Source organism: Bradyrhizobium sp. HKCCYLRH3097, from assembly GCF_051167875.1.
Taxonomy (GTDB): domain Bacteria; phylum Pseudomonadota; class Alphaproteobacteria; order Rhizobiales; family Xanthobacteraceae; genus Bradyrhizobium.
Genome location: NZ_JBNPTX010000002.1, coordinates 440,107 through 464,666 on the forward strand (window position 1 = coordinate 440,107; position 24,560 = coordinate 464,666).

At 65.4% G+C, this 24,560-nt stretch carries 21 protein-coding genes; 13 read left to right on the top strand and 8 right to left on the bottom strand.

Features of this window, described 5'->3' with window-relative positions:
- Positions 1 to 71: 71 nt before the first annotated feature.
- Positions 72 to 1,013: a GlxA family transcriptional regulator gene (locus ACQR0U_RS07640; RefSeq protein WP_315712236.1), complete on the bottom strand. Its 942-nt coding sequence runs from the start codon at positions 1,011 to 1,013 to the stop codon at positions 72 to 74.
- A 130-nt stretch (positions 1,014 to 1,143) separates the two neighbouring features.
- Between ACQR0U_RS07640 and ACQR0U_RS07645 the strand changes: the two genes are divergently transcribed.
- On the top strand, positions 1,144 to 1,842 hold the full coding sequence (locus tag ACQR0U_RS07645) for a DJ-1/PfpI family protein (RefSeq protein WP_316170456.1): 699 nt from the start codon (positions 1,144 to 1,146) through the stop codon (positions 1,840 to 1,842).
- Positions 1,843 to 1,930: 88 nt separating this feature from the next.
- Here ACQR0U_RS07645 and ACQR0U_RS07650 read toward each other — a convergent pair whose 3' ends face one another.
- The gene (locus ACQR0U_RS07650; protein WP_315712239.1) at positions 1,931 to 2,341 is read right to left on the bottom strand and encodes an NADH:ubiquinone oxidoreductase subunit NDUFA12; all 411 of its coding nucleotides are present in this window, start codon (positions 2,339 to 2,341) and stop codon (positions 1,931 to 1,933) included.
- 166 nt (positions 2,342 to 2,507) lie between these two features.
- On the opposite strand from ACQR0U_RS07650, the gene ACQR0U_RS07655 reads away from it, so the two are divergent.
- The 3 genes from ACQR0U_RS07655 to ACQR0U_RS07665 all read left to right on the top strand — a co-directional run bounded on the left by ACQR0U_RS07655 (position 2,508) and on the right by ACQR0U_RS07665 (position 8,329).
- On the top strand, positions 2,508 to 3,173 hold the full coding sequence (locus ACQR0U_RS07655; protein ID WP_316170455.1) for a BA14K family protein: 666 nt from the start codon (positions 2,508 to 2,510) through the stop codon (positions 3,171 to 3,173).
- Positions 3,174 to 3,629: 456 nt separating this feature from the next.
- On the top strand, positions 3,630 to 5,948 hold the full coding sequence (locus ACQR0U_RS07660) for a CHASE3 domain-containing protein (protein ID WP_316170454.1): 2,319 nt from the start codon (positions 3,630 to 3,632) through the stop codon (positions 5,946 to 5,948).
- A gap of 122 nt (positions 5,949 to 6,070) precedes the next feature.
- Positions 6,071 to 8,329, top strand: coding sequence for a CHASE3 domain-containing protein (locus ACQR0U_RS07665; RefSeq protein ID WP_316192626.1), 2,259 nt, complete (start codon positions 6,071 to 6,073; stop codon positions 8,327 to 8,329).
- Here ACQR0U_RS07665 and ACQR0U_RS07670 read toward each other — a convergent pair.
- The gene (locus ACQR0U_RS07670) at positions 8,326 to 9,219 is read right to left on the bottom strand and encodes a DMT family transporter (RefSeq protein WP_434842983.1); all 894 of its coding nucleotides are present in this window, start codon (positions 9,217 to 9,219) and stop codon (positions 8,326 to 8,328) included. The genes ACQR0U_RS07665 and ACQR0U_RS07670 overlap by 4 nt on opposite strands.
- A gap of 816 nt (positions 9,220 to 10,035) precedes the next feature.
- On the opposite strand from ACQR0U_RS07670, the gene ACQR0U_RS07675 reads away from it, so the two are divergent.
- From ACQR0U_RS07675 to ACQR0U_RS07685, 3 genes are all read left to right on the top strand, one after another.
- Positions 10,036 to 13,812, top strand: a complete 3,777-nt coding sequence (locus ACQR0U_RS07675) for a vitamin B12-dependent ribonucleotide reductase (RefSeq protein WP_434842982.1) — start codon at positions 10,036 to 10,038, stop codon at positions 13,810 to 13,812.
- 91 nt (positions 13,813 to 13,903) lie between these two features.
- On the top strand, positions 13,904 to 14,686 hold the full coding sequence (locus ACQR0U_RS07680) for an ImmA/IrrE family metallo-endopeptidase (RefSeq protein ID WP_434840995.1): 783 nt from the start codon (positions 13,904 to 13,906) through the stop codon (positions 14,684 to 14,686).
- Between the two features lie 23 nt (positions 14,687 to 14,709).
- Positions 14,710 to 15,507 (top strand): FRG domain-containing protein, encoded by a 798-nt coding sequence (locus tag ACQR0U_RS07685; protein ID WP_434840994.1) that lies wholly within the window; start codon positions 14,710 to 14,712, stop codon positions 15,505 to 15,507.
- 91 nt (positions 15,508 to 15,598) lie between these two features.
- Here the strand turns inward: ACQR0U_RS07685 and ACQR0U_RS07690 are convergent, their stop codons facing one another.
- Positions 15,599 to 16,093 (bottom strand): phosphatase domain-containing protein, encoded by a 495-nt coding sequence (locus tag ACQR0U_RS07690; protein ID WP_315774609.1) that lies wholly within the window; start codon positions 16,091 to 16,093, stop codon positions 15,599 to 15,601.
- Between the two features lie 207 nt (positions 16,094 to 16,300).
- Here ACQR0U_RS07690 and ACQR0U_RS07695 point away from each other — a divergent pair, with 207 nt between their 5' ends.
- From ACQR0U_RS07695 to ACQR0U_RS07705, 3 genes are all read left to right on the top strand, one after another.
- Positions 16,301 to 16,558, top strand: coding sequence for a hypothetical protein (locus ACQR0U_RS07695; protein ID WP_315751721.1), 258 nt, complete (start codon positions 16,301 to 16,303; stop codon positions 16,556 to 16,558).
- Positions 16,559 to 16,666: 108 nt separating this feature from the next.
- On the top strand, positions 16,667 to 16,927 hold the full coding sequence (locus ACQR0U_RS07700) for a hypothetical protein (protein ID WP_316188384.1): 261 nt from the start codon (positions 16,667 to 16,669) through the stop codon (positions 16,925 to 16,927).
- A gap of 417 nt (positions 16,928 to 17,344) precedes the next feature.
- Positions 17,345 to 17,698 carry a hypothetical protein gene (locus ACQR0U_RS07705; protein ID WP_434842981.1) on the top strand — a complete coding sequence of 118 codons (354 nt, stop codon included), beginning with the start codon at positions 17,345 to 17,347 and terminating at the stop codon, positions 17,696 to 17,698.
- Positions 17,699 to 17,812: 114 nt separating this feature from the next.
- Here ACQR0U_RS07705 and ACQR0U_RS07710 read toward each other — a convergent pair whose 3' ends face one another.
- Positions 17,813 to 19,354, bottom strand: a complete 1,542-nt coding sequence (locus ACQR0U_RS07710) for a hypothetical protein (RefSeq protein ID WP_434842980.1) — start codon at positions 19,352 to 19,354, stop codon at positions 17,813 to 17,815.
- A gap of 327 nt (positions 19,355 to 19,681) precedes the next feature.
- Between ACQR0U_RS07710 and ACQR0U_RS07715 the strand changes: the two genes are divergently transcribed.
- A complete protein-coding gene (locus ACQR0U_RS07715; protein ID WP_315751723.1) occupies positions 19,682 to 19,894 on the top strand; it encodes a CPCC family cysteine-rich protein in 213 nt (70 codons plus the stop codon).
- A 135-nt stretch (positions 19,895 to 20,029) separates the two neighbouring features.
- Here ACQR0U_RS07715 and ACQR0U_RS07720 read toward each other — a convergent pair whose 3' ends face one another.
- Positions 20,030 to 20,317, bottom strand: coding sequence for a hypothetical protein (locus tag ACQR0U_RS07720; RefSeq protein ID WP_315826837.1), 288 nt, complete (start codon positions 20,315 to 20,317; stop codon positions 20,030 to 20,032).
- Between the two features lie 223 nt (positions 20,318 to 20,540).
- Here ACQR0U_RS07720 and ACQR0U_RS07725 point away from each other — a divergent pair, with 223 nt between their 5' ends.
- Positions 20,541 to 20,777, top strand: a complete 237-nt coding sequence (locus ACQR0U_RS07725) for a DUF2945 domain-containing protein (RefSeq protein ID WP_315751725.1) — start codon at positions 20,541 to 20,543, stop codon at positions 20,775 to 20,777.
- Positions 20,774 to 21,355, top strand: coding sequence for a DUF488 domain-containing protein (locus ACQR0U_RS07730; RefSeq protein ID WP_316203562.1), 582 nt, complete (start codon positions 20,774 to 20,776; stop codon positions 21,353 to 21,355). The genes ACQR0U_RS07725 and ACQR0U_RS07730 overlap by 4 nt, the downstream gene beginning before the upstream one ends.
- Before the next feature lie 36 nt (positions 21,356 to 21,391).
- On the opposite strand, the gene ACQR0U_RS07735 is transcribed toward ACQR0U_RS07730, so the two are convergent.
- Positions 21,392 to 21,625, bottom strand: a complete 234-nt coding sequence (locus ACQR0U_RS07735; protein ID WP_434842979.1) for a DUF2171 domain-containing protein — start codon at positions 21,623 to 21,625, stop codon at positions 21,392 to 21,394.
- Between the two features lie 835 nt (positions 21,626 to 22,460).
- Positions 22,461 to 24,530, bottom strand: a complete 2,070-nt coding sequence (locus tag ACQR0U_RS07740; protein ID WP_434842978.1) for a methyl-accepting chemotaxis protein — start codon at positions 24,528 to 24,530, stop codon at positions 22,461 to 22,463.
- Between the last annotated feature and the right edge of the window lie 30 nt (positions 24,531 to 24,560).

The following is a 24,560-nucleotide window of genomic DNA, read 5'->3' on the forward strand; positions in this document are numbered from 1 at the left end:
TCACACAACTTTAAATTGTCTCAACTGCCATCGAGGATCGTCGCCCGCGGCCGCTCGTCCACTGATCCAGGTCAGGCGGTGAGGCGTGCCGCGCGCCGCAGGGCCTGCGGCGGCTGGCCGAAGGCGCGAATGAAGGCGCGGCGCATCCGCTCAGGATCGCGAAAGCCGGTCGCCTCGGCCACCAGCTCGATCGGCTGATGCGAAGCCTGCACGCGATCGCGCGCCACCTCCAGCCTGAGACGCTCGATCGCCTTCGACGGCGTCGTGCCGGTCTCGGCCACGAAGGCGCGGGTGAAATGCCGCGTGCTCATGCCGGCACGCTCGGCAAGGTCGTCGACCGTCAGCGGCGCATCGAGATGCTCCCGCGCCCAGGTCAGGAGCTCGGCGAAGCGGCCGCTCGGCGCCTTCAGCTCCAGCAGCGAGGAGAACTGCGACTGCCCGCCGCTGCGGCGATGATACAGCACGAGCTGACGTGCGGTCTTCTGCGCGATCTCCTCGCCGTGATCGTCGGCGACCATGGCGAGTGCGAGATCGATGCCGGCAGTGATCCCAGCCGAGCTCCAGACATTGCCGTCGCGGACGTAGATGCTGTCAGGCTCGAGCTTCACTTGGGGGTAGGCTCGCAGGAACTGCCGCGTGCGCTGCCAATGCGTGGTCGCGCGCCGCCCGTCCAGCAGGCCCGCTTCGGCCAGCACGAAGGCGCCGGAACAGATGCTGGCAAGCCGGGTGCCCCGCTGCGCGACCTTACGAACGAAGTTCAGCGTGCATGCGTTGCGGCTCGCAGCTTCCACGCCCTCGCCGCCGGCGATCAGCAGCGTGGTCAGCGCCGACACCGGACCGAATTTGCGCGCCAGCATTTCGGCCCCTGACGACGACCGCACGGGTCCGGGCGTGGCGGCGACGACCCTGATCGATGGCGCGGCGCGCGCATAACGCGAGGCGATCTCGAACACCGAGATCGGTCCGGCGGCGTCGAGCAGCTGAAAATCGGGGTAGATGAGCACGCCGATCATGGTGGATGGCTCCGTGAGCCTAAGTGTGAAATCCCAAGCCCGTCCGGAAACGAGGGAACTTTGGCATATGCGCCATCCAGCGGACCATGCAGAATGCCCGCCGTCAAGCACCACACCTGCGAGCACCGCCATGGCCCAACCGCTCTCGATCGCTCTCGTCCTGTTTCCACATCTGACCCAGCTCGATCTCACCGGTCCGGTGCAGGTGTTCTCCAGCGTGCCGGGGGCGACACTGCATCTGGCGTGGAAGAGGATCGAGCCGATTCCGACCGACTCGGTCCTCACACTGATGCCGACCACCACCTTCGCTGACTGTCCGCAGGCGGACGTGATCTGCATTCCCGGCGGCTTCGGCGTCGACGCCATCCTCGATGACACCGAGGTCATCGGCTTCATCCGCCGCCAGGCCGAAGGAGCCAGGTACGTCACCTCGGTGTGCACGGGCTCGCTCGCGCTCGGCGCCGCCGGCCTGCTGGATGGCTATCGCGCGGCGACCCATTGGAGCGCGCGCGAGTGCCTGCCGCTGTTCGGGGCAACCGTCAGCACCGAGCGCGTCTGCATCGACCGCAACCGGATCACCGGCGGCGGTGTCACGGCCGGCATCGACTTCGCGCTGACCCTGGTGGCGCAGTTGGTCGATCGTCAGACGGCGGAGGCAATCCAGCTCAGGCTCGAATACAATCCGGCGCCCCCTTTCACCGCTGGATCCCCCGACACGGCGCCGTCCGAGGTGGTGTCACGCATGCTGGAGCGGATCGCACCGTTCCGGAAGCGGCGAATCGAGGCGGCGGAGCATGCGGCGGCCGCCCTCAGGACCAACCCGGCGTAGCGCAGGCTTGGCAGGCTCCCGAAAGTAAAGAGGCCGCCCGGAGCTCGGGGCGGCCTTTTCCGATCGGGTCATCTCGAGCGAAATCGAATCAGCCGCCAGGAGTCCAGGGCTGATAATCACCGGTGGCCTTTGGCCTGCGACCGCTGCCCAAGGTCGAGCCGGCCGGGCGATACGCCAGCGCAGTCCCCGTCAGGTTCGGCTCATGCGGCTTTTCCCACTCGCGCGGCTTGTAGCCCTCCTGAGTCGGCGGCACGTCGACCATATGATGCATCCAGCCGTGCCATTCGGGCGGAATACGGCTGGCTTCGGCCAGGCCGTTATAGATCACCCAGCGCCGCTCGAAATGCAGCACCGGGTCGATCTTGCCGCCGGCAGTCCGATAATAGCGGTTGCCCTGTGCATCCTGCCCCACGAGCTCGCCGAAGCGCCAGGTCCACAATTGCGTGCCGAAAGTCTGGCCGTTCCACCACGTGAAGAGCTTGAGAAAGAACTGTTTCATGGGCTTGGGGCCGGTTCTGTGAAGGTCCCGGTTCTGATGCCACCCCGCCCGCATCTTGTCCAGTGTTGCACCGCCTCCGCCCGCGACGATGTATCGGTTCGCGGCGGGGAACGACATCCGCGGGCCTGCGGTTAGGTCACTTTCCCCCCCTGATGGAGCGATAGCGATGACCAGACTGAAGAGATGGAGCACTGCGGCGGCAGTGGCGCTGATTCTGCCGCTGGCGGCAGCGACGACAAGCTTTGCCCAGGGTCCCGGCGGCGGCGGTCGTGGTCCGGGCGGCGGTGGTGGTGCCGCCGTCGGCGGGGGCGGTGGCGCGGCCGTCGGTGGTGGCGGCGGCGGAGCGATCGGCGGCGGCGGACGCGGCGGCTTTGCGGCGGGCCCGGGTGGCGCCGGGATGAGCGGCGGCAGCTTCGCCGGACGCGCAGCCGTTGGCGGCGCAGCGCTGGCGGGTCGCGGTCCGGCGGCCGGCGCCAACGTCGCCGTCAACACGGGTGGCGGCCGCGGCAACTGGAGCGGCGGCAATTGGAGTGGCGGCGGCTGGCAGGGCGGTCACCGTGGCGGCTGGCATCACCGCGGCGGCGGCTTCTGGCCGGGTGTCGGCGTTGGCGTCGGGATCGGATTGGGCAGCAGCTATGCCTACTACAACGATCCGTATTATTACGGGCCCGACTATTACTCCGACTACTCGTACTATGACGACTCCGCGCCTGTCGCCATCGTTGGAACCGAAGGCGTCGACCCGAGCTACTGCGCACGCAGGTACCGCTCGTATGATCCGGCTTCGGGAACCTATCTCGGTTATGATGGCTTTCGCCATCCATGTCCGTAAGAGTCTGACATAGTAGCTGCGACAACAGAGGGCGGCGAGCCTATGCTCGCCGCCTTTTTCGTGCCGTATTGTTGTTTGTTCTGTGTCTAATGCGCCACGTTGCAGGCCGATTTTCGCCCATATTCCAAAATGTGCCCCGCGACGTGCAGATGATCGTCCCGTTTCGGTCCAATATTGTTTGAGCTCGTGATTCTGCCCGTTTGGCCGCTTCGCAGGCTTGGTTGATATCAGTTGATGGACACATGGATTTTCGCGGGACTCGCGCAGTGCAAACGCCGCGGGTGAGCAGCTTGGGCCTGCCGCCCGCGAACGCGCCAAGAACTTCGAACAAGGAGGCGCGCCTTGCCGACATATCTTCACTGCTTGGACGCAGCTGCATCGAAACTCGGATGCATGGGGCTGGCCGCGATGATCCCCGGCCCAGCTGGCGGACATGTCGATGATTGAGAAACGCAGATGACCTATCAGCGCCTCGCATTGGGGCTCGGTCTTGGAACGCTGCTGGCGATCGGGGCCGCGTCCACGGCGCTCGACATCAAGTCGCGCCACGACGCGGCCTGGGTGAATTCATCGCTCGACATCCTGCAGAAGACCTCCGATCTGCGTCTGCTGCTACGCGAAGCGGAAGCGACCTCTCGCGGCTACGCACTCGTCGGTGACGATCAATTCAGGACGGAGTTTGCCGATGTCAGCACGAGAATTCCGGTCGCCATGGCCGAGCTGCGGCGCGCCGTGGCCGACAATCCCGAACCGCTGAAGCTTCTGACCGAGACCGAAGCCCTGATTGTCCGCAGGGTCGAGCTCGCTGCGGAGTTGATCCGGTTGCACGCCGCCTCGGATCGTGCGGGGCTCGAAGCCCTCAGAAGCCGCGCCGAAGGGCCGGCGACCATGAGCGAGATCACGGCCCATCTCGACCGTTTCGTTGCCGATCAGCGCAAGCTGCTGACGCAGCGTTCGATGACGTCGAAATCCACCGGATCGCTGCTGCTCACGATCGACCTGTGCGGTCTCGCGCTGCTGCTGATCATCGCCTTCTACCTCATCCGGCGGACCTATCTCCACGATCGTGCGCTGCGCGCGTCGCTGGTCCGCTCCGAAGCCGAGGCCAACTCGCTGGCGGAAAAGGCCGAGCAGCAGCATCTCGACCTGATCGCCGCCCATGAGAAGCTGCGCCATTCCGCCGAGATCCTGCAGAACACGTTCAACAGCATGGCAGAGGGTGTGCTCGTCATCGATGCCACCGACACCGTGGTATTCTCGAACCCCGCGGTCGAACATCTGCTCGGCTACAGCCCGGAAAAGAATCTGGCCGACGTCCGCGCGCGCCTCCGCGTCTACGAAAGCGACGGCGTGACGCCTGTCGCAGCACACGACCTGCCGACGCCGCGAGCGTTGCGGGGCGAGAGCTTCGACCGCCGCGAGCTGATCGTCTACCGGCCCGACCGGGACGAGACGCTGCGGCTGATGATCTCCGGCCGCCCGCTGCGCGACGCCGCGGGCGGCATTACCGGCGCGGCGATGGTCTATCACGACATCACCACGGCGCACGAGACCGAGCGGCTGCTGCAGCAGGCGCAGAAGCTGGATGCGATCGGCAAGCTCACCGGCGGCGTCGCACACGACTTCAACAACATGCTGACGATCATTACCGGCACCATCGAAACGCTGGCCGACGAGGTGAAGGACCGCCCCGCCGCCGCGGCGACCGCGGCGCTGATCGGACAGGCGGCAGACCGCTGCACCGAGCTGATCCGGCATCTGCTCGCCTTCGCCCGCAAGCAGCCGCTGCATCCGCGCGACAGCGACGTCAACAGCACGATTCTCGACATCGCAAAGCTGCTGCGTCCGACGCTCGGCGAGCAGATCGAGATCAACTCGATCCTCGAAGAGGAGACGCTGATCACGCACATCGATTCGGCGCAGCTCGCCAACTCGCTGGTCAACATGGCGATCAACGCCCGCGACGCGATGCCCAATGGCGGCAAGCTGCTGCTGGAATCGCGCAGGGTGGAGCTCGATGAGGCCTATGCCTCAGCCAACGCCGGCGTGACGCCCGGCCCCTATGTCATGGTCGCCGTCAGCGACACGGGTACTGGCATGTTGCCGGAGGTCCGCGACCGCGCCTTCGAACCCTTCTTCACGACGAAGGAAGCCGGCAAGGGCTCCGGCCTCGGCCTCAGCATGGTCTACGGCTTCGTCAAGCAATCCGGCGGCCACATCAAGATCTACAGCGAGGAAGGACGGGGCACCACGATCCGGCTCTACATCCCTGTGCCCAAGGGACAGGCTGCGAGCCCTGCTCCGCCCGAGCCCCCGCCGCCGCGCGGCGAGGAGACCATCTTCATCGTCGAGGACGATCCACTGGTGCAGGACTTCGTCGTCTCACAGTTGCAGAGCCTCGGCTACAAGACCATCACCGCATCGACCGGGGTCGAGGCGCTGGCCAAGATCGACTCCGGCCAAAGCTTCGATCTCCTGTTCACCGACGTCATCATGCCCGGCGGCGTCAACGGCAAGGAGCTCGCCGAGGAGGCGCTGCGGCAGCGGCCCGGCACCAAGGTGCTGTACACGTCCGGCTATACCGACAATGCGATGGTCGAGCACGGTCGCCTCGACCAGGCTGCGCTGCTGCTCACCAAGCCCTATCGCAAGTCGGAGCTCGCCAAGATGGTGCGGCTGGCGCTGGCAGGCCCCGTGGATGACGCCTTGGCCGATGATGCCTTGGCCGAGAACGCCTTTTCCGAGGACGCGCCGACGCGCGCTCACTTCTCCTGACTTGACCATCGCGCAGATCGGAACTGCGATCGTCACGGAGCTGGGCGCCACAAATTCCAATGGAAACCTACCCCATGCAATTGGCAGGACGCGACGGCATCCCGCGCCATTGGAGGCCACCGATGATCCGCCGGCGGGTGGTGATCGGGCTTGGCCTTGGAACCCTGCTCGCGATCGGCGCCGCGTCGACGGGACTGGACATCAAGGCGCGCAACGATACCGCCCTGGTCGAGCACACGATGGAGGTGCTGGAGAAATCCTCCGAGCTCCGCGCCCTGCTGCGACAGTCAGAAGCCGCCTCGCGCGGCTTCGCATTGTCCGGAGCCGACCGGTTCATCGCAGAGTTTCAGGCGACGAGTGGACTTATTCCTGCGGCCTGGGCGGACCTGCGAGAGCTCGTCCGGGACAATTCCTCGCAGAGCGAGCGGCTGCGATCGATTTATGGCATCGTGCAGCGGCGTATTCAGCTTGCCGGCGAGCTGATCCGTCGCCACGCGGCGAACGATCGCGACGGCCCGGAGGCGCTGGCGGCGAGCGCGGCCGGTCCGGCGGCGATGACGACGATCAACCAGGCGCTCGACGCCTTTACCGATGAGGAGCGCCGGCTGCTGGCGGACCGCGCCACGATCTCGCGACGAACCGGATCCTGGCTGCTGGCGATCGACCTCGCCGGCGTCGGCCTGCTGCTCCTGATGTCGGCCTATCTCGTCCGGCGCGCTCATCTTTCCGACCGGGCGCTGCGCTCGTCCCTCACCCGGTCACGGGAGACCGCGACCTCGCTGGAAGCCCAGGCCGTGCAGCAGCGCAGCGATCTCGCCGCCGCCTATGACGCGCTGCGCCGCTTCTCCGCCATTCTCACGAACACCTTCAACAGCATGGCCGAGGGCGTCCTCGTCGTCGATCCCGAAGGCACGATCATGCTGTCGAACCAGGCGATGGGACGTTTCCTGGGAACGAATGTGGGCAAGACCTTCGCCGAGATGCAGGCTGCCAACCAGTTCTACGAGAGCGACGCCGTCACCCGCATCGTCGACGAGGAGCTCCCGATCGCGCGCGCCTTGTGCGGGCTGTCGTTCGACCGCCGCGAGGTCGTGGTCAAGCCGACCGACGGCCGGCCGCAGTTTCGCCTGATGGTCAGCGGGCGGCCGCTGCGCAATTCCGCAGGCGCGATCAGTGGCGCCGCGCTGGTGTATCACGACGTCACCGACGTGCACGAGACCGAGCGCCTGCTGCAGCAGGCGCAGAAGCTCGATGCCATCGGCAAGCTCACCGGCGGCGTCGCGCACGACTTCAACAACATGCTGACGATCATCACCGGGTCGATCGAGGTCCTGATCGACGCGGTGCAGGACCGGCCGGCGGCGGCCGAGTTCGCAGCCCTGATCGGCAGGGCCACCGATCGCTGCACCGAGCTGATCCGGCATCTGCTCGCCTTCGCCCGCAAGCAGCCGCTGCGTCCGCGCGACATCGACGTCAACGCCACGGTGGAGGACATCGCCAAGCTGCTGCGGCCGACCCTCGGCGAGCAGGTCGAGATCAGGACCGTTCTCGCCGACGAGGATCTCATCGCCCATGTCGATTCCGCGCAGCTCGCGAACGCGCTGGTCAACATGGCGATCAACGCGCGCGATGCGATGCCCGATGGCGGCAGGCTGCTGCTGGAGACGGCGAAGACCACGCTCGACGCGGCCCATGCAGCGGCCAATCCCGGCATCGTGCCCGGTTCCTACGTCATGGTCGCGGTCAGCGACACCGGCAGCGGCATGCCGCTGGAGGTGAAGGACCGCGCCTTCGAGCCGTTCTTCACCACCAAGGATGCCGGCAAGGGCTCCGGTCTCGGCCTCAGCATGGTCTATGGCTTCGTCAGGCAGTCCGGCGGCCACGTCAAGCTTCAGAGCGAGCAGAACCGCGGCACGACGATCCGGCTCTATCTGCCGGCGGCGCAGGCGACGCAGCAGATCGAGACGGAGCACGAGCAGGCGCTGCCGCATGGCCGCGAGACGATCCTGGTGGTCGAGGACGATCCGCTGGTGCGCGACTTCGTGCTCGCTCAGTTGCAGGGCCTCGGCTACACCACCCTCGTCGCCTCGCAGGCCTCGGAGGCGCTGGCCATCGCCGCGCGGAACCAGCCCTTCGACCTGCTGTTCACCGACGTCATCATGCCCGGCGGCATCAGCGGCCGGCAGCTCGCCGAAACCATCATGACCACGCGCCCCGCGCTCCCAGTACTCTACACCTCCGGCTATACCGGCGATGAGATGGTCGAGAACCGGCAGCTCGTGCCGGACGCGCTGCTGCTGACCAAGCCCTATCGCCGCGCCGAGCTCGCGCAGATGGTGCGGCGGGCGCTGGACGGCAAGCCGGCGGCCGGCTGGCGTTAGCCGCGGGTCGCCATCGCCACCGCGGCCAGCGTGAAGGCCAGCGCGGCCACCTGCCCTGCCCCGAGGGGCTCGCGCAGCGCGATCGCAGAGGCCAGGACGCCGATCACCGGCACCGCCATGGTGCCGATCGCCGCCACCGAGGCCGGCAGCCGCGACAGCGCCGCGAACCAGGCGACATAGGCGACGCAGAACTGGATCACGGTGGAATAGAACATCAGCGCCCAGTCGAGCTGATCCAGCTTCGTCCAGTCGGAATGTTCGACCGCGAAGCCCACGAGCACGATCGGCACGCAGCCGATGCCGATCTGCCAGGCCGCCGCCGACAGCGGCGGCAGCCTGATCGGGAGCTTCTTGGCCATGACCGTGCCGAGCGCGAAGCCGAACGCGCCGCCGAGCACCATCAGGATGCCCGGCAGCTTGTCGCGGCTGGCGGTGAGCCCGTTGCTGCCCATGATCGAAGCCAGTCCCGCGAACGCCAGCACCAGCGCGAGCACGCGCAACAGCGTCGGCCGCTCGCCGAGGATCGGCCAGGCCAAGAGCGAGGCCCACACCGGCATGGTGTAGGCGATCAGCGCCGCCTCGCTGGCCGGCAGCCACAGCAGCGCCAGCCCCATCAGCACCATCCAGGCGGTGACGTTGAGCATCCCGGCCAGGATCAGCCGCGGCCAGACCTCCCGCGGCACGGCGAGGCTCTGGCTGCGGATGACGGCCAGCAGCGCCAACAACACCGCGCCCACCACCCCGGTGGTGCCGCGCAGGGTGAGCGGCGGCAGCACGCCGACCAGATGCTTGGTGACCGGCCAGTTGAAGCCCCAGCCGAGCGAGGTGATGGCGAGGAACATCAGCCCGGCGGGCGTGATCCGCCCGCTGGCCACTGGCTTGTCTGTCATGGAATCACCGGCGCCGTCCGTGGGACGATGAGCTTGCCGGCGTTTTCCGGGCCACACCAGGGATTGTGGGGCATGCCTGCCCCGCGAACGCTCCGTAGGCGCCCGTGAGTCCCGCTGATGCAAGCGAAACACGTCATTCGCACGCGAATAAATCTGCCCCTGTGAACAGCGGGACGAAGCGCTGTGGACAGCCTGCGGCACAAATTTTTTCGGTTTCGAATCCGCGAGGACTCGCCGATAGTTACGGCCATCACGATACCGGCACACGCCCTGGTTATCCCGTACTTTCCCCCATATTTAGTGTTTGGTTTAGGAACCCGTACTAGTCCTTGACGGGTGGAGCGGAGTCGTCCTAGCTTCCGGCCCGGTTCGGCGCACAGTCATGTTTCGGGTCTGGCCGGCCGCTTCCCTCGAGAGGGTTCGAAGACGACCACGCCGCCGTCGCCACGGCAGCGGGCGTGGGTCGCCGTCTGCCCTGTAGACCATCGCTGCGCCGACGCGCCCCAACGGGGAACCCACTAGATGTGGGGCCTCCCCTGCAGGGACGACGGAGCAGAACGGCGGGAGTGACGCGTTGAGAACGGACGGTGCGGGCAGCGGACGGGCTGCACGCCCCGCGCAGGAAGACGGGGCGAGACGCCGGACAACGGCGCAAGGCCTTCGTCTTCGAGGCTGAACAGATGCGGACCGGGCAACCGGTTGAACTGCGGCGGCAGACGAATTTTCCGGCAGCGTCCGGGGACTTCCAGCCGTCGCCCTTGGATGCAATGATCCCGGCCGCAAAGCGCGGTCCGGCAAGAACTATTGGGGCTCGCGATGCGGATTGAACGGCGCAACACCACCGAAGGACAGTCGCCCTATGCAGGGATCGACTTCCGCCTGACCACGTCCGAGATCAAGAATCCGGATGGCTCCGTGGTGTTCCGGCTCGAGAATGTCGAGGTCCCCGAGTTCTGGTCGCAGGTCGCCTCCGACGTGCTGGCGCAGAAGTATTTCCGCAAGGCCGGCGTTGCCGCCAAGTTGAAGAAGGTCGAGGAAGAGAGCGTGCCGTCGTGGCTGTGGCGCTCGGTGCCCGACACCGAGGCGCTGGCCGCGCTGCCTGAGAACGAGCGCTACGGCAGCGAGCGCTCGGCCAAGCAGGTGTTCGACCGTCTCGCCGGCTGCTGGACCTATTGGGGCTGGAAGGGCAACTACTTCTCCTCGGAAGCGGACGCGCAGGCGTTCTATGACGAGCTCCGCGTCATGCTCGCCAAGCAGATGGTCGCGCCGAACTCGCCGCAATGGTTCAACACCGGTCTCCATTGGGCCTACGGCATCGACGGCCCCGGCCAGGGCCACTATTACGTCGACTACAAGACCGGCAAGCTGACCAAGTCGAAGTCGTCCTACGAGCATCCGCAGCCGCACGCCTGCTTCATCCAGGGCGTCGAGGACGACCTCGTCAATGACGGCGGCATCATGGACCTGTGGGTGCGCGAGGCGCGCCTGTTCAAATACGGCTCCGGCACCGGCTCCAACTTCTCGCGGCTGCGCGGCGAAGGCGAGCGGCTGTCGGGCGGCGGCCGCTCGTCCGGCCTGATGAGCTTCCTCAAGATCGGCGACCGCGCTGCCGGCGCGATCAAGTCGGGCGGCACCACCCGCCGCGCCGCCAAGATGGTGGTGGTCGACGCCGACCATCCGGACATCGAGGCCTATATCGACTGGAAGGTGAAGGAGGAGCAGAAGGTCGCGGCGCTGGTCACCGGCTCCAAGATCAACCAGAAGCACCTCAAGGCCGTGATGAAGGCCTGCGTCAATTGCGAGGGCTCCGGCGACGACTGCTTCGATCCCGAGAAGAACCCGGCGCTCCGCCGCGAGATCAAGCTCGCGCGCCGCGCGCTGGTGCCCGACAACTACATCAAGCGGGTCATCCAGTTCGCCAAGCAGGGCTACAAGGACATCGACTTCCCGATCTACGACACCGACTGGGATTCGGAAGCCTATCTCACGGTGTCCGGCCAGAACTCCAACAACTCGGTGTCGCTGAAGGACGACTTCCTCCGCGCGGTCGAGACCGACGGCGACTGGAGCCTGATCGGCCGCACCAACAAGAAGGTCGTCAAGACGCTGAAGGCCAGGGACCTCTGGGAGAAGATCGGCCACGCCGCCTGGGCCTCGGCCGATCCCGGCCTGCACTTCAACACCACGATGAACGACTGGCACACCTGCAAGGCGTCCGGCGACATCCGCGCGTCCAATCCGTGCTCGGAATACATGTTCCTGGACGACACCGCGTGCAACCTGGCCTCGGCCAATCTGCTGACGTTCTACAACACGGAAACGAAGCACTTCGACGTCGGCGCCTACGAGCATCTCTGCCGGCTCTGGACGGTCGTGCTCGAGATCTCCGTGCTGATGGCGCAGTTCCCGTCGAAGGCGATCGCCGAGCTGTCCTACGAGTTCCGCACACTGGGCCTCGGCTATGCCAATATCGGCGGCCTGCTGATGACCATGGGCCTGTCCTACGACTCCAAGGAAGGCCGCGCGCTGTGCGGCGCGCTCTCGGCGATCATGACCGGCATCGCCTACAAGACCTCGGCCGAGATGGCCGGCGAGCTCGGATCCTTCCCCGGCTACAAGAAGAACGCCGCGCACATGCTGCGCGTCATCCGCAACCATCGTCGCGCCGCGCGCGGCGAGGCGACCGGCTATGAGGCGCTCTCGGTCGCCCCGGTGCCGCTCGACCACGCCCACTGCCCGCAGGTCTCGCTCGTCAGCCACGCCATCCAGGCCTGGGACGACGCGCTCGCGCTCGGCGAGACCAACGGCTACCGCAACGCCCAGGTCACCGTGGTCGCCCCCACCGGCACCATCGGCCTGGTGATGGATTGCGACACCACCGGCATCGAGCCTGATTTCGCGCTGGTGAAGTTCAAGAAGCTGGCCGGCGGCGGCTACTTCAAGATCATCAACCGCGCGGTGCCCGCGGCGCTGCGCGTGCTCGGCTATCGCGAGAGCGAGATCGCCGAGATCGAGGCCTATGCGGTCGGTCACGGCTCGCTGTCGAACGCCCCCGGCGTCAACGCCACCACGTTGAAGGCCAAGGGCTTCACCGACGAGGCCATCGCCAAGGTCGAGAAGGCGCTGCCGACCGCGTTCGACATCAAGTTCGTGTTCAACAAGTGGACGCTCGGCGAGGACTTCATCGTCAAGCAGCTCGGCGTCACCACTGAGGCGATCGCCGCCCCCACCTTCGACCTGCTCACCGCGATCGGCTTCACCAAGCGCGAGATCGAGGCCGCCAACGTGCACATCTGCGGCGCGATGACGGTCGAGGGCGCCCCGCATCTGAAGGCGGAGCACTATTCGGTGTTCGACTGCGCCAACCCCTGCGGCAAGATCGGCAAGCGCTATCTCTCGGTCGAGAGCCACATCCGCATGATGGCGGCGGCGCAGCCGTTCATCTCGGGCGCGATCTCCAAGACCATCAACATGCCGAACGACGCCACGGTCGAGGACTGCAAGGCGGCATATCTGCTGTCGTGGAAGCTCGCGCTGAAGGCCAACGCGCTGTACCGCGACGGCTCGAAGCTGTCGCAGCCGCTCAACTCGCAGCTCATCGCCGACGATGACGACGAGGACGATGCGGTCGAGTCCTTCTACGACAAGCCGATGGCGGCGCGCGCCACGCAGGTCTCGGAGAAGATCGTCGAGAAGCTGGTCGAGCGCATCGTCGTGATGCGCGAGCGCGAGAAGATGCCGGATCGCCGCAAGGGCTACACCCAGAAGGCGGTCGTCGGCGGCCACAAGGTGTATTTGCGCACCGGCGAGTATGACGACGGCCGCCTCGGCGAGATCTTCATCGACATGCACAAGGAGGGCGCGGCGCTGCGCTCCTTCATCAACAACTTCGCCATCGCGGTGTCGCTGGGTCTCCAGTACGGCGTGCCGCTGGAGGAGTATGTCGACGCCTTCACCTTCACCCGCTTCGAGCCGGCCGGTCCCGTGCAGGGCAACGACTCGATCAAGTATGCGACATCGATCCTCGACTACGTGTTCCGCGAGCTCGCCGTCAGCTACATGTCGCGCTTCGACCTCGCCCATGTCGATCCGTCCGAGAGCAATTTCGACGCGCTCGGCCGCGGCGTCGACGAAGGCAAGCCGTCGGAGGACGGCCCGAGCCAGCAGGCCACGAAATACGTCTCGCGCGGCCTGACCCGCTCCCGCACCGACAACCTCGTGGTGATGCGCGGCGGCTCCTCGTCCCCCTCCCCTGCAGGGGGAGGGTCGATCGGAAGCTCCGCTTCCGATCGGGGTGGGGTGAATCTCACCGCCCTCTCCCACGCCCGCGCCGGCGACTCCCTCGACGGCGCCGTCGCCCTGAAGCAGGAGCCGCAGCACGACCTCTCGCCTACCGAGAAGCTCGAGGCCCTGCAATGGAGCAAGGCCGGCACGGCAAACACCCAAGTGGCCTCCAAGGCCGAGCGCCGCGCCGAAGCCAAGGCCAAGGGCTACGAAGGCGAGATGTGCTCGGAGTGCGGGAATTTCACGCTGGTGCGGAACGGGACCTGCATGAAGTGCGATACGTGCGGAAGCACGACGGGGTGTTCGTGACAAAATTTGGAATTGGAAATGCCCGGGTAAACGCCCGGGCATTTTACAATATAGGTGTCTGAGGGGGGCCAATTCAAAAGCGAGGTAGCTGATGTCAGCCGACGACTATTTGGTTGATCCACTGCGGGATATAGAAATTCGCGCTCACGCAAAGACCCAACGCCGGTCTTTAGGACTTGGCGATGCCGTACGTATAGATCCACTGATACTTGAGCAGATTCCAAACATCTGGACTATTCACGGACCAAAGCCATTTAAGCTTGAAGTCACCTCAGACGAAGATCTGCCCGGCGATTCGGGGCTGACCACCTATGACGGATCGCGGGTCTTGATAAAGATCCCGAGGCGCATCCGGCACAAAGCCTTTTTGGGTGACGGATACGCGAGGTTCACAATTTGCCACGAACTCGGGCACGCGACCCTGCATATAACCAAGCTCATGCAAGGCGCAGCGCTGCCAAGACGTCGCAGCGGAAACTCGACGTCTCGGTGGATTCCTAAATTCAAATCCGCCGAGCATCAAGCCATGGTTTTCGGAGCAGCCTTTCTCGTCAACGACGAAACGGCTCGCCAGGCGCTATCCGCGGACGAACTCTCAGTCCAGGCCGGCATCAGCCTAGCAGCAGCACGCATTTACTTCGAACAACTGCAAGAGGAACTAGAACGGCCTGCTGCTGCTGCGAGAGTTCGCAAGATCGTGGATGAAGCACGAGCAGTGTTGACCCCAAAACCTCAACCGCACGCAACCACCTTCCTCGCGGAGCTTTGTACATACTGCCAACAACAGAAGCTCTTCCCGGTCGGAAACAAGTTCATGTGCCAGGGCTGTGATGCGGTCTATGATCGCTTTCAAGACGGCGACTCTGTCCAATAGCTGACACACCACTAGGACGAGACATGATCGAGGGCATTCACTGCACTTGGGAAGAGTTCAAGGCCGAAGCTGCACAACTCCGTCAAGCGGCCCCATCATTCTCGCCAATGCTATTTCGAGGGCAATCTAACGCGAGCTGGGATCTTGAGACGACATTGGAGCGAAGTGGCCACGGCGAAACCGTATCCGAATATTATCATCTGATACTCCGCATCAAAGCGGAAGCAGAAGTGGCAACAAACAACAAATGGGCCGACCTCCCCTTTATTCCAGAAATTGATGTACTGGCTCGCGATTACGATGAATTCAGCAGAGCACTAAGCAATTTGCCGCACTACGCGTATATGGCTTACCTCCGGCATCACAGCTTTCCGAGCCCGCTCCTAGATTGGTCAAACTCTCCCTATGTAGCGGCTTATTTCGCATTCCGGACAGAAACAGGCCCGGAGCAAGAGGTAGCGATTTTTGCTTACACGGAGCGAACTGGCTCGCTTAAGATTTCTTCCTCAGAACACCCTCAAATCCATCGACTTGGCCCGTATGTTAACGCCCACAAGCGACACTTCTCTCAGCAATCCGAATATACAGTTTGCGTCCATTTCTTAAACGGACGCTGGACTTTCGTCCAACACTCAAACGTATTCGATAGCTCACCGGAGGGGCGTGAGCAGGATGTTCTGAAGAAGTTTGTCATCAAAGCCACTGAACGCAAGGCTGTGTTGCGGGAGCTATCGGATTACAATCTTAACGCCTACACGCTCTTCGGCTCTGAAGAAGGTCTAATGGAGAGCCTCTCCAATCGAGAGGAGATTAGAGACTAACGGAGGTATAGCACGTAAACCCGATCGGCGCGTTAGTCGTCGCTGGCGTGCCATACGGATGCTAGCTCGGGAGTTACGGTGACGCTGCACTTTACTCGATCTGTTTGCGCTCGAACGTCCTCACCCACTCCCGCTGATCTTCCGTATCCGGCACGCGCACGCCGCGTGCGGCGGCGATCCGGTCGAAGGCCTCAGCTCCATCAATGCCCAGCCGAATCATCACGCAGGCCGCGATGACGGCGGAGCGGCCGATGCCGGCGCGGCAATGGATCAGGACCGTCTGGCCGTCCGTCAGCCGTGCGGCGAGGTCGTGCGCGAGCTGCAACGCTACGCTGCGGCTCTCAGGAAGACCACGGTCGGGGATCGGAAATGACACGAAGGCCATGCCGTGTGACTGGCACAGCGCGGCCTCGCGCTGAAGGCCGAGGTCATGAACCTCAGCCGGCTCTAGCAGGCTGACGACGACGGCGATGCCCTCGCCCACCCAGGCGGCGATGTCCTCCGCCAGCCAGTCCTCCGCCCTCGGCCGCGCCGCGATGGCGAGGCGGCCGGCGGTGGGCAGGTCGATCCGGTGCAGGCGGGACATGGTGATGGTCCTGTCATGAATGAGCGTTCGTAACCCGGATGAGCGAGAGCGACATCCGGGATCGCGGTTGCCGAGACGGATGCACTCTCAGTCCGCCCGAACATCATACCGCGTCCGCTACACGATCCCCAGGATTTGCCGGTGCAGCGGAACGATCGCCGACACGCCGCAGTTTGCTACGAACCCAACAACGAAGGAGGTTCGTTCATGAAGATGGCAATCGTCTTGACGGCGGCTCTGTTCGCCGCTTCGCCGGTGTTCGCCGCAGAGACCGGCGCAAGTTCGCACGGCGCGTCGAAGAAAGCGCCCGGCCAGCAGATGCAGCGTAGCAAGACGTCGACGGCGCCCGGCGCTTCGGAGTACGCGCCCGGTCATCAGAGCAACACCGCCGCCGGCCCGGGGCATTCCGAGAGCGCTCCCGGCCAGCGCATGACGACCACCGGCTCCAGCACGCATAGGAAGTAGTGGGCGCGCGAACGGGATACGATCCCGCTTCTCGGCCCCCCTTTCGCTTGAAGACACAGAAAAGCCGTAAGCCTCTCAGTTCATCTTCCAGACATCCGAGGGAGTCACATGCGCAAAGCGATCTTCATCTTGGTAACATCGATTTCAACCGCGCTGATCGTGCCCGCCAGCGCGTTGCCTCGCGCTCCCCTTCAGGTCGATCGCGGCGCTTCTGATCTCATCGAGGTGAGAGGCGGTCATGGCCATGGTCATGGTCATGGCTGGGGCCGCGGCGGCGGTCACCGGGCCTTCGGCTGGAGTCGCGGCCGAAAGGTGGGTTGGCGCGGCCATCACTGTCCGCCGGGCCACTGGAAGAAGGGATGGTGCTGATCAGCCGGACCAAGAGCGTTAGCAAGCGTAGGGCGGATGAGCGGAGCGTAATCCGCCGCTCGACCAGATCGGCGCGTTACGCTTCGCTAACGCGCCCTACGCAGCGAGCCCTGGGCTCCACCTCCCTGCCCGCCATGAACCTCCACATCGTGGCGCGCCGATCGTCATGGTGATAGGCAACCATGAATTTGATCACCGCATCTATCCTGAGGAGCTGACGCTGGCGCGCGCCGAGGCGGCGCGGTTCGGCGTGCATCTGCTGGAGAACGAGGCGGGCGTGCTGGCGGGCGTACGCTTTGCGGGCGCCACGCTGTGGACACGACCACGCGCTTCCCGCGCGCTTTGGTTGACTTGCATCAACAGGGTCGAAGTGAATCCGCATCAAGCTGTCATCGTCAGAGAAGCGGAGGCAGTATCATGGCCGACTCGCAAGCATCTCTCGTCCCATCCCACGACGCGCCCGATCCGCACCGTCAAATCGATTCAGCCGCTTGGGCCGTCTTCTTCATCTGGCTCGGCGTGGTCATGCTCGCAGGGCTTCCCTGGGGCTGGTTCCTGGTGGGCGTCGGCGTCCTCATCCTGGGCGCACAGATAATGCGGACGCAACGGAGCCTAAAGGTCGACAGGTTCGGCGTGGTCATCGGGGTCATCATTCTTGCGGCCGGCCTGTGGGATCTTCTTGCCTTGCCGTTGCCGCTCATGCCGATGATCCTGATCGTGCTGGGCGGATATCTGCTCTGGAAGACGCTCTCGACGACGGAATCCCCCTAAACGGCGCACGAAACATCAGCAGGCTCGGACGAGCGGGATAGCCCGTAGGGTACGGGCGGTTCGCAATGGTGGGCACGCGCCGCCTTGCGGCGGCGCTTTGCCCGCCCTGCGGCGCTACTTGAAACACACCGACGTGTCGTTCGGGTCGAACGAATTGCCCGGCATCGGCCGCAGCGGGGTCAGCTTGGGGTTGGCGTTGATCAGTCGCTTCGAATAGGCCCCCAGCGCGGCGTTCATCGTGTTCAGGCGGTCCTGGGCGTCGGTGCGTTGCAGCGGCAGGGTGACCACGCCAGAGTTGTAGACCTCCGCCCGCGACCATTGCTGGCCCTGCACGATGCGGCCGACGAGGCGCGACTTCAAATCGGCAGCGCTGTCACCGGCCGCGCTCTTGGCCCCGACGACATCAGGCGGCAGCAGACTGGGGTTGGCGATCCAGCCGCGCGGCTTGGCGACGGTGTTGCCGAACAGGATCAGCTCGTCGACGGTGTTGTTCAGCGCCACATAGTCGCGCAGCGGCAGGCTGGTGTCGCCCGTGCCGGTCTCCTGGACGTGGCTCGCCAGATGCGGCCCGGTGGCGCAATAGGTGCCGAAGCTGAGTTTGATGCTGCCGGAGCTCATGGCCATGTAGCTGCCGACGTCCGAGCCGCCCGGCGGCGACGGCGCGTCGTCGCCGCAGAAGGTGCCGTGCGACGAGGCATCCTGCAGGGAGTGCAGATAGAGCCCGATCCGGGCGATCTGCACCGGCACCGGCGGCTTCCTGGGGTCGTCGAACAGCACGCCGGTCGTCCGGCTCTTGTCGTCCAGCCAGGACTTGAGCTGGGTGTAGTCGACGACGCCGTTGCTGTTGTCGAGCACCTTCGGTCCCGAGGTGATGTTGATGGCCGGCCCGATGGCGTAGTTCTCCAGCAGCGGCACGTTGCCGCTGATCGGCACGTTCGCCAGGCATTGCGGGCCGCTGAAGTTCGAGGAGCCGTTCGGCACCGTGTATCCGGCGGTGCACAGCAGGCCCGGGCCGTCGTCGGGCTTCATCGCCCATTGCCGGAGATCGTACAGCGTGCCCTGATAGACGCTGTCGATGGTCACGGGATAGCCGGGGGGCGGATAGTGGAACGGATACACCGCCTGCACGCCGCTGGCGCCGTGCACGTCGGTGCCCTGCCCGTTCGGCGAGAAGTTCAGCAGGTAATGATACAGTGGCCCGTCGGTGGTGTTGTTGGTGCGCTGGAAGCCGTTGAACTTGGCGGTGATGTAGCTGGCGCCGGAATTGGTCGATGTCGCCTGCCCGCCGCACTGGTCGATCGGCGCATATTGTGCGTAGTCGGAATTCTCGTTGTAGGCGGCGATCCAATAGGCCACGTCGGCGCGATAGCCGAGCGCCTGGGCGATGAAATAGGTCGAGTCGGCGTGGATCATGCTGCGGCCGGGCGGAATGACGGCGAACTGCACCGCCTCGAGCAGGCAGCCCCGGTTGAGCGCTTCCGCCGGATTACGGCACGCGCTGGCCGGCGCGAGACAATTCCTCAAGCCGTCCTTCACGCGCGGGATACAGATGTCCTCCAGGAACGCCTGCGCGGGGTGCGGCGCGGTCAGGCCCCAGCCGAGAACGGACGATCCCACGACGACGGAGAGGGTCGACAATGCAAAGCCAATGCGCATGAAAAACTCCTTGGTGATTGAAATCCAGCCGGTCGGGAGCTGAACCATGGCCAAACGCCACGTCTCTCAAGCCACGCGAAACGCTGCGTGAGGCTTGCCTCGCGGATTCGGCGAGGATGATTTGTCCCCATCTCGATCAAAATATCAACCTATAGTTGTTATGACAAATGCATCGCCTTCGCAAAGATGCGCGCTGCTTGGCCCGCCGACGGCTCGCCGTTGACGCAGGTCTTTCAGACTCGCATCATCACGCCCTGATGTATCGCGATGTCACCGAGCCGCCGTCGGAGGTGCGCTATCGCTGCCCGTGCTGCCGCTTCCTCACCCTTGGGTGAGCGCGGCGGGTTCGAGATCTGCCCGGTCTGCTATTGGGAGGACGACGGCCAGGACGACCACGATGCCGACCTCGTCCGTGGTGGTCCCAATGGAGCGCTGTCGCTGACCGAGGCACGCGCCAATTTCAAGACCCTCGGCGCCTCGGAGGCGGCGCATCGTGCGTGCGTCCGTCTCCCCCGGCGGACGGCGGACGGCGAACGCTAGCTCGTCGCACGATGCGGGACCGTCATCGGCCCGACGGGAGACGCCGGATGTTGTCATCGCTGGATGCCACCACGCCAGCATAGCGATCGCAGGCGAGCACCAAGCGCTAGCGTCATGTCGCAGGGAACGAGCCGTTCAGCTCGCTCCGTCTCGTTTGCCATGAGCGTCGTTCTTCTCGCGCTGAGGAGAGATCTTCCAGTCGCGACCTGCCTTACGGTGGTCCCAATCGATGCCGGGTCCCATCCGATGCAGCGTGTGCTGCTTCTGACGTTCGCTGGTCGACTGCCCCTTCTCTCTTGCCGGCACGCCTGAACTCGCTTTGGTCTCCGCGGGATTGGGGGAAGGTTTTCCTTGCCCCTGAGCGAACAAGGGATTGAGGCTGACTGACGCCAGCAAGACGATCATGAAGGCAAAAGTACGCATGGAACGGCTCTCCCTTTGCATGTCACATCGACCATCCGGCCGCGACCTCGACAGGAGCACTCTGAAGGTCGCGGGCGGCTGCGGATTGATCTGGATCAGATATCCCGCGGGACCAGGCAATCGCGGCTCGCCGGAGCGGATCGACCAGCGATGGATGGAACATGCCTTTGCCTGAGCCGTTCCTGGCTGAAGTGCGGATCGCGGCTGTTTACAGAGCAGACAGATGACCAAGTTTGCGAAGGGCGACCACGTCTCCTGGAACTCGGAGGCCGGCCGCGTGACCGGACGCATCGTCGCGGTGCATGTGCGCGACTTCGACTACAAGGGCTATCGTCACCGCGCCAGCAAGGACTCTCCGCAATACGAGATCAAGAGCGACAAGAGCGAGCACATCGCCGCTCACAAGGAGAGCGCCTTGACCAGGGTGAGCGGCGATGAGGCTCGCGGTTCGCAGGGATGACCGAGCACTCACCCGCCAAGACCGCAATGACACGGGCGCGCGACGCGCTTCCCGTCTTCACCATCGGGCACTCCACGCGGACGATCGCCGAGTTCGTCACGCTGTTGCGGGCCGGCGAGGTTCAGCTCGTCGTCGATATCAGGCGCATCCCGCGCTCGCGGACCAACCCGCAGTACAATTCGGAGGTGCTGCCGGCCGAGCTCGCGCGCCATCAGATCGGCCATCTGCGCATTGCCGAGCTCGGCGGCCTGCGCAAGACGAGCGGCATTTCACCGGACACGAACGGCTTCTGGACCAACAAGAGCTTCCATCATTACGCTGACTACGCCCTGTCCGATGACTTCCGGCGCGGCTTCGATCGCCTGCTGACCGTGTCGGCCGCGCAACGCACGGCCATCATGTGCGCGGAGGCGGTGTGGTGGCGCTGTCATCGTCGCATCGTCGCCGACTACCTGATCGATGCCGGCCGCGCCGTGTATCATCTCATGGGCCACGACGAGGTTCGTGCGGCGACGTTATCTGAGGGTGCGGTGCGAGCCGGCGACAGATTGACCTATCCCGGCTCGAACAACGAATGACACGCAACTCGCGGCGCAGCCGACGCGCTCCGCAGGCTAGGTCTCCTCCTCCATCGTCACCGCGACGGCGCCGATGGCCGACAGCCGCACCTTGTCGCCTTCGACCTCGGCGACGAGACCCTTGTCGATGAAGTGATGATGCCCCTTGTGGCTGCCCTCGCCGCTGTCCTTCCTGGTCAGCTTGATGCGGTTGCCGTCGACGCGGTCGACGGTGCCGACATGCGCGCCGTCGGCGCCGATGACTTCCATGTGTTCCCTGATGTCCTGCATGACGCGTCTCCTTCGTGGCTGATGATGGGTCTGAAACTGCCTCAACCGGCGGGGTGCCCGAACTGTTCCGTCCGCGTACCTAGGCGTCGGGCGGATCAGCGCAGCGTGATCCGCCATTCCTCCGCAGGCAGCGGTTACGGCTGCGCCAAACCCCGCCCTACGGACTCTCGTCATTGCGAGGAGCCGAAGGCGACGAAGCAATCCAGGGCGGCACGAGAATTCTGGAGTGCCGCGGATCCTGCCACGGGCTGGGCCTCGGCGCGGACCCGTCGGCTGACAATGACGCGAAAATCCGCCTGCGCCGACAGGCCATTTTCATCAGCGGCCTCAAGCTGATCTGGCCTGTCCAGTCCTTCGGTGAAAAATAAATCACTTTCGCTTTTTCAAAAATCATGATTGTCTACGCCCATCCCGGCCCGCCGAGAGGGGCGTATCGCGATCGTCACGAGACGTGGGCCGGAGATGCGGTGGCTGTGAGTGTGCCGCAGCGGGCTTGAGGCCCGCCGACGAACGGCACGCTTGCGGACGTGAAGACGCGTGGTCCTGGCGCCCCGAAGCTGGCGCCAAGTGCGGTGGTGATGATGATCGCGCCGCGCGACGGTGGCTAACAAGCCGGACACCGGGGAGATCGCGACATAAGCGTGAAAACCATCGCGCGGGGAATGCCGGGATGCCTCGGCTGAACCTGTGGTGACTGCCGCCTGCTTATCTTCTGCAGGCGGGCCATGGGTGCGGCCAGCGCCCGGCATTCCCCGCGCCCTCTCCCTTCAGAGGGCCAACGACCGGCAAGGCTCGGGCGCCATCTGCGTCGCGGGATCGCGCCCGCTTGGCGATGCTACGCCTTGCGCACGGTGCCGAGGAAGCCCTCCACCGCCACGCGGAAACGATCGGCATCCGTCGACATGCGGCGGACGGAGTCGACCATCGCCGCGCCCGCATTGCCGGTCTGGCGGTTGAGCGCTGCGACCGAGCCGATCGTGTCGGTCACGGCGCGGGTGCCCTGGGCGGCATGCTGGAAGTTGCGCGAGATCTCGGTGGTGGCGGCGCGCTGCTCTTCGACCGCCGCGGCGATCGCCGTCATCTTCTCGTCGATGCTGGAGATGTTGTGGCTGATGGCGCGGATCGCCTCGACCGACTCGCCGGTGGCGGCCTGGATCTCGGCGATCTGGCGGGTGATGTCGTCGGTGGCGGTCGCCGTCTGCGCCGCGAGGTTCTTGACCTCGCCGGCGACCACGGCGAAGCCGCGGCCGGCTTCGCCGGCGCGCGCCGCCTCGATGGTCGCGTTGAGCGCCAGCAGGTTGGTCTGCGCGGCGATCGCGGTGATCATCTTGACCACCTCGCCGATGCGGTTGGCGGCGCGGTCGAGCATCTCGACGGTGGCGTTGGTCTGCGCCGCCTTCTCCACCGCCTGGCGCGCATCGGCCGCCGAGGCCTGCACCTGGGCCGCGATCTCGGAGACCGACGCGGTCAGCTCCTCGGTGGCGGCGGCGATGGTCTCGAGATTGGTGGTCGCGGTCTCCGCGGCGCTGGCGACCGCGGCCGTCTGCTCGGTGGACTCATCGACCAGCTTGCGGACCTCGCCGGCGCTGGAATCGAGCTGGCCGGTCGAGTTGCCCATGCTGACGATGACCGCCTGCACGGTGTCGTCGAAGCTCTTGCAGGCGCTGTCGATCGCCTGCGAGCGCTCCAGCCGGCGGCCCTGGTCGAGCTCGCGCTCGCGCGACAGCTGCTCGGCGGTGGCGGCGCTCTCGCGCAGGCCCTCGAGGGCGGCAGCCATGGCGCCGAACTCGTCGGCATGAGCGAACTGCGGCACCGGCGTCTGGTAGTCGCGCTGGCCGATGCGCTGGATCGCCTGCATCAGGACGCCGACCGGGCGCATCAGGCGGACGCGCACCGCGCGCAGCGCCAGGCCGGCCACCACGAGCGCGGTGATGAAGGCGAGCGACTGGACGATCAGGCTGCTCAGCGCCGCGGTCTTGATCTCCTCGGCGCGCGCGATCGAGCCGTCGAGCGCGGTCATGCCGATGGCGATGATGCCGGCGAACGGGCCCTGGCAGAACGCGTTCCATTCCGGCGCCGGCATCGCCGGCTTGCCGCTGCCGTCAAACCCCTTGGCGAGCTGGTCCATGCGCTGATGCGCGGCATCGACCTCGGCGCGCGAGGTCTTCACGGCCCCGGCGAGCCCGGTGCTGCCGCCCCCCGCCAGGAGGTCGTCGAGCCCGGACCAGCCGGCCGCGACGGTGCCGCGCCATTGCGCGATCGCGCCCTTCTGGGTGTCGTCGAGCGGCTTGGAGGCGTTGATGTTGGGACGCAGCGCCGAGCATTGCAGGCCATAGCGGTCGCGGACCTGCCAGGCCAGCCGCCGCGCCTGCACCATCTTGGCGATCGCCGGATCGGTCATCCAGGCGCGGTTCGAGACGGCGAGCGAGGCAGCGTTGGCGACGTCCAGCGTCTTGGTCATTGCCTGGTACCAGGCCTGCGTACGCGCCAGCACGCGTTCGGAGCGCGGCTTCGCGGCTTCATCGAACAGCAGCTTGAACTGCGGAACCGTGGCGTCCCAGCTCGATTTCAACCCGGCCATGAGGTCGTCGCGCTCGGGCATGTCGACGCCGGCGAGCGCGGCGACGATGCCGTCATAGCCCTTGGCCTCGATGCCCTGATATTCGGTGAGCTTGGCGCGCGGATCGTCCTCGCTCAGCAGCACGCTCTGGATGTCGCCGCGGTGGGCGCGCATGACCAGGACGTTCTGGAAGATCGCCTTGTCGGCCGCGGTCAATTGCTCGGTCGCGACGCTCTCGCGATAGCGGCCCGCGGCGCCGCTCATCAGGATCGCCGTGGACACCAGGATGCCCGCCGCCAGCACCGACAACAGCACCATCAGCAGAGTACTGACCGATTTCTTCATCACGCCCCGCCCCACACCAGAAAGTGGCAG